Source organism: Methylobacterium sp. WL7 (genome assembly GCF_008040085.1).
GTDB classification, from domain to species: Bacteria; Pseudomonadota; Alphaproteobacteria; order Rhizobiales; family Beijerinckiaceae; genus Methylobacterium; species Methylobacterium mesophilicum.
On sequence record NZ_VRVG01000032.1, the window covers coordinates 40,700 to 47,472 of the forward strand.

The following is a 6,773-nucleotide window of genomic DNA, read 5'->3' on the forward strand; positions in this document are numbered from 1 at the left end:
CGATGTACGTGGCCGTGAAGGGCGGCGAAGCCGCCATCGACAACGCCCACCGGCTGCTCGCCGAGGCCCGCCGCGGCGACCCGGCCGTGCCGGAACTCTCCGTGTCGCAGATCCGCGAGCAGATGGCGCTCCTGGTCGATCGGGTGATGGCCGAGGGCTCGCTCTACGATCCCGACCTCGCGGCGCTGGCCCTCAAGCAGGCCCGCGGCGACGTGGTCGAGGCGGTCTTTTTGGTCCGCGCCTACCGGACGACCTTGCCGCGCTTCGGCGCCTCCAAACCCGTCGATACCGGCGCCATGGCGGTGGCCCGCCGGGTCTCGGCGACTTTCAAGGACTTGCCCGGCGGCCAGGTTCTGGGGCCGACCTTCGACTACACGCACCGGCTGATCGACTTCGCGCTGGCCGCCGAGGGTGCGGTCGCGCCCGCCGCCGAGGCCGAGCCGCGCGACGATGCCGGGATCTGCCCGCGGGTCACCGATATGCTGGCCCAGGACGGCCTGATCGAGCCTTCGCCCCCGGATGACGGCGCCCCCGTGGGCGACCTCACCCGGGAGCCGGTGGATTACCCCGCCGACCGGGCCCTGCGCCTCCAGGCCCTGGCCCGGGCGGACGAGGGCTTCGTGCTCGGCCTCGGCTACTCGACCCAGCGGGGCTACGGCCGCACCCACCCGTTCGTGGGCGAGATCCGGGTCGGCGACGTCGCCGTGGAGTACGTGCCGGAGGAACTGGGCTTCCCGGTGCCGCTCGGCCGGATCCGGCTCACCGAGTGCCAGATGGTCACCCAGTTCAAGGGCTCGGGTACGACGCCCCCGCAATTCACCCGCGGCTACGGGCTCAGCTTCGGCCAGAGCGAGCGCAAGGCGATGGCGATGTCCCTGGTCGACCGGGCGCTGCGGGCGGAGGAACTCGGGGAGCCGGTGGCGAGCCCCGCCCAGGACCAGGAATTCGTGCTCGCCCATTGCGACAGCCTGCAGGCGACCGGCTTCGTCGAGCACCTGAAGCTGCCCCACTACGTCGATTTCCAGGCGGAGCTGGAGCTGGTCCGGCGCCTGCGCGCCGAGTTTTTTCGAGGCTCAGACAGCATGCAGGAGGCGGCCGAATGAGCGCGACAGATATGCTTCCACGTGAAGGCGGCGCTCTGGATGGAGCGCAGGTCCCCTCTCCCGTGCGGGAGAGGGACAGGGTGAGGGATGCGCCGTATCCGGAAAGACCTGATCCCTCACCCCAACCCTCTCCCGAACGGGAGAGGGGGCCCGGTGCGTCGGAGGCTTCCGAAGCCGGCTACAATTTCGCCTACCTGGACGAGGGCACGAAGCGGATGATCCGCCGGGCCATCCTCAAGGCCATCGCGGTGCCGGGCTACCAGGTGCCGTTCGCCTCGCGCGAGATGCCGATGCCCTACGGCTGGGGCACCGGCGGCGTGCAGGTCACGGCCGCGATCCTGGGGCGAGCCGACGTGCTCAAGGTGATCGATCAGGGCGCCGACGACACCACCAACGCCGTCTCGATCCGCCGCTTCTTCGCCCGGACCTCGGGGGTCGCCACCACCACGCGCACCACCGAGGCGACGATCATCCAGACCCGCCACCGCATCCCGGAGACGCCGCTCTCCGAGGGGCAGACCTTGGTCTACCAAGTCCCGATCCCCGAGCCGCTCCGCTTCCTCGAACCGCGCGAGACCGAGACGCGCCAGCTCCACGCGCTCGCCGAGTACGGGGCCATGCACGTCAAGCTCTACGAGGACATCAGCCGCCACGGCCACATCGCCACCACCTACGCCTACCCGGTGGAGGTGGCCGGCCGCTACGTGATGGACCCGTCGCCGACGCCGAAATTCGACAACCCCAAGATGGACGATTGCCCGGCGCTCCAGCTGTTCGGGGCCGGGCGCGAGCGGCGCATCTACGCGGTGCCGCCCTATACCGCGGTGCGCAGCCTCGACTTCGAGGACCATCCGTTCCGGATCCAGGAATTCACCGAGCCCTGCGCGCTGTGCGGCGCCCGCGGCCACTACCTCGACGAGGTGGTCACCGACGATTCCGGAGGCCGGATGTACGTCTGCTCGGACACCGACGTCTGCGAGACCCGCGTCGCGGAGGCCGCCCGATGAGCACGCCGCTCCTGTCCGCCCACGGCCTGACCAAGGCCTACGGGGCGCGGCTCGCCTGCGCGGGGGTCGATCTCGACGTCACCGAGGGCGAGGTGCTCGCCATCGTGGGCGAATCCGGCTCCGGCAAGTCGACGCTCCTGTCCCTGCTGGCGGGCGAGCTGGCGCCGGATTCCGGCTGCGTCCGCTACCGGATGCGCGACGGTCAGAGCCGCACCCTCGCCGACCTCGGACCCGCCGAGCTGCGCCGGCTGATGCGCACCGACTGGGGCTTCGTCCGGCAGGACGCCCGCCAGGGCCTGCGCATGGCGGTCTCGGCCGGCGGCAACGTCGGCGAGCGGCTGATGGGCATGGGCGAGCGCCATTACGGCCGGATCCGCGGCCAGGCGCTCGACTGGCTCGGCCGCGTCGAGATCGAGGCGGCCCGCGTGGACGACCCGCCGAGCCAGTTCTCCGGGGGCATGCGCCAGCGCCTGCAGATCGCCCGCAACCTCGTCACCGGCCCCCGGCTGGTGCTGATGGACGAGCCGACCTCGGGGCTCGACGTCTCGGTCCAGGCCCGGCTCCTCGACCTGATCCGGCGGCTTTCGGCCGAACTCGGTCTCGCGGTGATCATCGTCACCCACGACCTCGCGGTGGCGCGCCTGCTCTCGCACCGGATCGCCGTGATGCGGGCCGGCCGGGTGATCGAGACCGGGCTGACCGACCGGGTGCTCGACGACCCCGAGCACGCCTACACCCAGCTCCTCGTCTCCTCGGTGCTCGCCGCATGACCGCGCTTCTGACCTTCCAGGACGTCGCCAAGAGCTTCACCCTGCACCTGCGCGGCGGCGTGGTGCTCCCGGTTGTGGGCGGCGTGAGCCTCGCGGTGGCGCCAGGGGAGTGCGTGGTGCTCGGCGGCCCCTCGGGCGCCGGCAAGTCCTCGCTCCTGAAGATGGCCTACGGCAACTACCGCTGCGATGCCGGCACGATCCTGGTCCGCGACGGCGGCGCCGCGATCGACGTGGTCCGGGCCGACCCGCGCACCATCCTGTCGCTGCGCGCCCGGGTCATCGCGTACGTGTCGCAGTTCCTGCGGGTGATCCCGCGGGTCTCGGCCCTCGACGTGGTCGAGGCCGCCGGCCGCGAGGGCGGATTGTCCGAGGACGAGGCCCGCGCCCGGGCCAAGACCCTGCTCGCCCGGCTGAACCTGCCCGACCGGCTCTGGAGCCTGCCGCCCGCGACCTTCTCGGGGGGCGAGCAGCAGCGCGTGAACATCGCCCGGGGGCTGATCGCCGACCGGCCGCTGTTGCTGCTCGACGAGCCCACCGCATCGCTGGACGCCAGCAACCGCGCCGTGGTCGCCGAGCTCGTCCGCGAGAAGCTGGCGGCGGGGGCCGGCGTGCTCGGCATCTTCCACGACGGCGAGATGCGCGATGCCGTGGCGACGCGAATCGTCGACGTGACCCGCTTCGCGCAAGCCCGGGCGGCCTGAGGAGACCCGATGAGCGACATGATCCTCGAGAACGCGCGCCTGGTCCTGCCGGACCGCGTCGAGCACGGCTGGCTCGCCGTGGCCGACGGCCTGATCGCGGAGATCGGCACCGGGCGGCCGCCCGAGCGCGGCCTCGATCTCGGCGGCGACCACCTGATCCCCGGGCTGATCGAGCTGCACACCGACCATCTCGAGAGCCACTTCGCGCCCCGGCCCAAGGTGCGCTGGCATCCCCTCGGCGCGGTGCTGGCCTACGACGCGCAGATCACCGCCTCGGGCATCACCACGGTGTTCGATTCCCTGCGCGCCGGCAGCGACCCCGACGGCAGCGGCCTCGGCTCCGAGCTGAAGCAGCTGGCCGCCGCGATCGAGACCGCGCGGGCCGGCAACCTGTTCCGGGCCGAGCACTTCACGCATCTGCGCTGCGAGCTGCCCTCGGCGGACGTCCTCGACACGGTGGCCGAGTTCAAGGCGCAGTACACGATCGGCCTGATCTCGCTGATGGACCACACCCCGGGCCAGCGCCAGTTCCGCGACATGGAGAAGTACTACACCTACGCCACGCGGGGCGGCCGGACCCTGGAGGAGATCCGGCTCAACACCGAGCGCAAGATCCGGGAGGGCAAGGCCCTCAACGGCCGCAACCGCCCAGCCCTGGTCCAGTTCGCGAAAGACATGGGCATACCCCTGGCGAGCCACGACGACACGACCCTGGCCGATGTGGAACTCGCGGTCGGGGAGGGGGTGGCGCTCGCCGAGTTCCCGACCACTCTGGAGGCGGCCGAGGCCGCGCACGGGCGGGGGATCACCGTGATGATGGGCGCGCCGAACCTGATCCGCGGCGGGTCGCATTCCGGCAACGTCGCCGCCCTGGCGTTGGCCGAGGCCGGCCACCTCGACATCCTGTCGTCGGATTACGTGCCCGCGAGCCTGCTGATGGCCGCGTTCCTGCTGCCCGAGCAGGCATCCGGGATCTCGCTGCCGCAGGCGCTGGCCACCGTCACGGCCAACCCCGCCCGCGCCACCGGCTTGACCGACCGCGGCGCCCTGACGCCCGGCCTGCGGGCCGACCTCGTGCGGGTCCAGCGCGCCGAAGGGGTTCCAGTGGTCCGCGAGGTCTGGCGCACCGGCCGGCGGGTCGCCTGATGGCGGGCTGCCTGGTCCTGGTGGTCGGCCCGAGCGGGGCCGGCAAGGATACGCTGATCCGGCTCGCCCGGGCGGAGTTGGCGGGCGACCCGCGCTACGTCTTCCCCAGCCGCCTGGTGACCCGGCCGCCGTCGGGCGACGAGGACAACGACGAGATCGACGAGGCCGCCTTCGCACGGGGCTGTGCGGCTGGCGTGTTCACGCTGCACTGGCGGGCGCACGGCCTGGGCTACGCGATCCCGGCGCAGGCCGCCGAATGCGCGCGCGGCGATCGCGTGGTGGTCTGCAACGTCTCCCGCCGGATCGTCGAGGAGGCCCGGGGCAGCGGCCTGCCGGTCAGCGTGGTCGAGGTCACGGCGCCTGCCGAGGTCCTGGCACGCCGGATCGCGGCCCGGGACCGGCCGGAGGACGGGGACGTCGCCGCGCGCCTGGCCCGCGAGGTCCGGGTCTCGGCCGACCTCACCATCCTCAACACGGGCGCGCCGCAAGAGGCGGCGGCCCGGCTGATCGCGCATCTGCGCGCCCGCTAGAGCGCTCTTCGACGAAGTGGCTCCGGTTCGTCGGAGAGCGCGTCAAACCAAGAGCCGAGAGCCGTGCCCGAACCAACGCGGTCGGGCACGGCTCTCGCGTACTCAGCAAGCAACCGACCACAACACAACGAAAAAGGGCGCGCACCGGTCCCGGCACGCGCCCTCGAAGGATGGCCCGGGAGGATCGCTCCCGGGCCGGTGTCTGTGGCGAAGTCCTAGAAGCCGCCGAACTTGTAGTTGAAGCCGGCGCGGACGATGCTGCCCTCGGTCCGGAAGCGCGAGATGTACGAGCCGGTGCCGACGCCCGGGATGGCGCCGACCAGAACGCTCTGGCTGCCGAGGTCGTAGTGCAGGTACTCGGCCTTGATGGTCACGGCGTCGTACTTGATGCCGAGATACTTGCCGACCGCGAAGGTGTTCAGGAAGCTGTCGGTCGGGATGGCGAACTCGATGCCACCGCCGTAGGCGAAGCCGGTCTTGAAGTCGTCGTAGCGGCCGGCGAACTGCAGGGCGCCGCCCGGTGTGTAGAAGTTCGCATCGTGGAACACGTTGCCGTAGGCGAGACCGCCCATGCCGTAGACCATGACCCGGTCGAACGCGTAGCCGACGCGGCCGGTGAGGGTGCCGAGCCAGTCGAGGCTCTGGCGGAACTGGCTGATGTTGGGAGCCGTGCCGCCGGCATTCGGCGTACCCAGAATGACCCGGTTCTTGGTGATGTCAGTCCAGTCGATGCTGTTGGCGATACCGACGACGATGCCGGAGCCCGGCGTGAACTGATAGTTGTAGCCGGCGGTGCCGCCGATGTTGGCGAAGCCGTCCTGCGAGGTCGAGGTCAGGAACGGGCGGCGTCCAGCCTGCACGTTGGCGACGTTGCCCGGCAGGACGCCGACGGTGGTGATGCGCTGGTTGTCGGTGAAGGTGTAGGCCGACTCGAGACCCGCGTAGAAGCCCGTCCAGGTGAAGACCGGCACCGGGGTGAAGATCGGCGGCGGCGCGGCGCGGCGCGGCAGGTCGGCGGCGACGGCGGCCGTCGAGACCAGGGCGGTGGCAGCGCTGGCGAGGAGGAGCTTCTTCATCATGTTCGCGGAACCCGGGTGACCAGTGGTTGTCCCCACTTAAGCTCGGCCGCGTCGGGTCCGCTATGCCCTCTAAGCCACACTGTGTCTCGAAAGTGTCCACCGGAAGTGGTGGCCATCAATATTCACGCCGCCCAATCCGGCGGTTCGGCGCTTGACAGACGCCGTCGCCCCGGGGGCCTCGTGCGCGCCGGACCTTGATCGCAAGCGGCCGACCCTCTAAGCGGACCGCGTTTTTCGCCCCGCTTCCGCGTTCGGGGCGGCCGTCCAGGATCCGGGGAACAGCGTGGTCCCCGCCGCAGGAATGGGAATCATGGGCAAGGAAAAGTTCGCTCGCACCAAGCCGCACTGCAACATCGGCACGATCGGTCACGTCGACCACGGCAAGACGTCGCTGACGGCGGCGATCACGAAGGTGCTGGCTGAGACGGGCGGTGCGA

Annotated in this window: 7 protein-coding genes and 1 pseudogene; 7 read left to right on the plus strand and 1 reads right to left on the minus strand. The window is 71.1% G+C overall.

Going from position 1 to position 6,773, the window contains the following annotated elements:
- Positions 1–2 precede the first annotated feature (2 nt).
- From FV233_RS11210 to FV233_RS11235, 6 genes and pseudogenes are all read left to right on the plus strand, one after another.
- Positions 3–1,103: a carbon-phosphorus lyase complex subunit PhnI gene (locus FV233_RS11210; protein ID WP_147857188.1), complete on the plus strand. Its 1,101-nt coding sequence runs from the start codon at positions 3–5 to the stop codon at positions 1,101–1,103.
- 176 nt (positions 1,104–1,279) lie between these two features.
- Positions 1,280–2,110: pseudogene (locus tag FV233_RS11215) on the plus strand (alpha-D-ribose 1-methylphosphonate 5-phosphate C-P-lyase PhnJ); the annotation flags it as partial.
- Positions 2,107–2,880: a phosphonate C-P lyase system protein PhnK gene (gene phnK / locus FV233_RS11220; RefSeq protein WP_147897533.1), complete on the plus strand. Its 774-nt coding sequence runs from the start codon at positions 2,107–2,109 to the stop codon at positions 2,878–2,880. The pseudogene FV233_RS11215 and the gene phnK, both read left to right, overlap by 4 nt.
- Positions 2,877–3,581 (plus strand): phosphonate C-P lyase system protein PhnL, encoded by a 705-nt coding sequence (phnL, locus tag FV233_RS11225; RefSeq protein ID WP_147856638.1) that lies wholly within the window; start codon positions 2,877–2,879, stop codon positions 3,579–3,581. Before phnK ends, phnL begins: the two co-directional genes overlap by 4 nt.
- 9 nt (positions 3,582–3,590) lie before the next feature.
- A complete protein-coding gene (locus tag FV233_RS11230; protein WP_147856637.1) occupies positions 3,591–4,727 on the plus strand; it encodes an alpha-D-ribose 1-methylphosphonate 5-triphosphate diphosphatase in 1,137 nt (378 codons plus the stop codon).
- Positions 4,727–5,257: an AAA family ATPase gene (locus FV233_RS11235; protein WP_147856636.1), complete on the plus strand. Its 531-nt coding sequence runs from the start codon at positions 4,727–4,729 to the stop codon at positions 5,255–5,257. Before FV233_RS11230 ends, FV233_RS11235 begins: the two co-directional genes overlap by 1 nt.
- Before the next feature lie 215 nt (positions 5,258–5,472).
- On the opposite strand, the gene FV233_RS11240 is transcribed toward FV233_RS11235, so the two are convergent.
- Positions 5,473–6,336, minus strand: coding sequence for a porin family protein (locus tag FV233_RS11240; RefSeq protein ID WP_147897534.1), 864 nt, complete (start codon positions 6,334–6,336; stop codon positions 5,473–5,475).
- 310 nt (positions 6,337–6,646) lie between these two features.
- Here FV233_RS11240 and FV233_RS11245 point away from each other — a divergent pair.
- Positions 6,647–6,773, plus strand: a 127-nt coding sequence (locus tag FV233_RS11245; RefSeq protein WP_246689960.1) for a GTP-binding protein, incomplete at its 3' end; no start/stop codon positions are given.

What these genes read in the sequence shown, in the direction of transcription:
- phnK (WP_147897533.1), top strand. Translation starts at nt 2,107, where the DNA reads ATGAGCACGCCGCTCCTGTCCGCCCACGGCCTGACCAAGGCCTACGGG.
- FV233_RS11230 (WP_147856637.1), top strand. Translation starts at nt 3,591, where the DNA reads ATGAGCGACATGATCCTCGAGAACGCGCGCCTGGTCCTGCCGGACCGC.
- phnL (WP_147856638.1), top strand. Translation starts at nt 2,877, where the DNA reads ATGACCGCGCTTCTGACCTTCCAGGACGTCGCCAAGAGCTTCACCCTG.
- FV233_RS11240 (WP_147897534.1), bottom strand. Translation starts at nt 6,336, where the DNA reads ATGATGAAGAAGCTCCTCCTCGCCAGCGCTGCCACCGCCCTGGTCTCG.
- FV233_RS11235 (WP_147856636.1), top strand. Translation starts at nt 4,727, where the DNA reads ATGGCGGGCTGCCTGGTCCTGGTGGTCGGCCCGAGCGGGGCCGGCAAG.
- FV233_RS11210 (WP_147857188.1), top strand. Translation starts at nt 3, where the DNA reads ATGTACGTGGCCGTGAAGGGCGGCGAAGCCGCCATCGACAACGCCCAC.